The sequence below is a fragment of the Thalassobacterium maritimum genome (assembly GCF_031127805.1).
GTDB lineage: Bacteria > Verrucomicrobiota > Verrucomicrobiia > Opitutales > Coraliomargaritaceae > Thalassobacterium > Thalassobacterium maritimum.
This window is the reverse complement of record NZ_JARXHW010000195.1, coordinates 1-678: the sequence shown is the minus strand read 5'-3', so window position 1 is coordinate 678 and position 678 is coordinate 1. Positions and strand designations below refer to the sequence as shown.

Here is a 678-nt window from a genome sequence, read left to right as displayed (position 1 = left end):
GTCTGAGGATTTTATTTCTTTTGTTCCTTCTCTTACTCTCAAATGCTTAGGCTAAATGCTTCGAGCCGTCGATTCTATTTTCTTCCCATATCGTCTAGGACTATCGCGGAGAGGCGGCAGCCTCGGAGTTGATAGCTCCGGCTGGTTCAGCCTTCGTTTGTTTAACGATGGATGGCATCAAAAGGCCAGTGATGATCCCTAAAGATAATACAAGAATATCTCCCATGTTACTGAATGGAGAGATATGAGTTAGGGCTAATCCGGATAGTAGCCCTAGCAAGCCTGAATAGGCATATGTCATAAGCCGTGGAAAACTATTCCTTTTCTTCTCTTCGAAAGAATACCAAACCTCCATCAGTGCCATATAGCCAATGGAGACTAAAATTCCCTTCGTTAAGGCTATAAATGCCCCGTAGACAGCTGTGGCCAAAAAGGCGATGAGAACATTCTTTGGTTCTTTTACGAGAGTCAGCGCAGTAAGAGACAAACTGAATATGAGCAGCCCTAGAAATGGTGGCACTGCCACGTTCAGAAAAACTCTGTTAGTTCGTTTCATTTCCTTTTGCTGAAATCGTCGAAGAGTGGTTATCGTCCGAACATTGACCTCGATCTTTTAGCTAGCGCTAGTTGCTCCAGTTCTGAGGTAGCAGCTGTTCTAAGATCGTCTCAGGAGGACGG

The 678-nt window shown here is 44.7% G+C and carries 1 protein-coding gene; it reads right to left on the bottom strand.

The window, feature by feature from the left end; genetic code table 11:
* Positions 1–100 precede the first annotated feature (100 nt).
* Positions 101–556, bottom strand: coding sequence for a hypothetical protein (locus tag QEH52_RS20005; protein WP_308952734.1), 456 nt, complete (start codon positions 554–556; stop codon positions 101–103).
* Positions 557–678 lie beyond the last annotated feature (122 nt).

Bases quoted from the DNA above. Each gene is read 5' to 3' on its own strand.
- QEH52_RS20005 (WP_308952734.1), bottom strand. From the start codon at position 556: ATGAAACGAACTAACAGAGTTTTTCTGAACGTGGCAGTGCCACCATTT.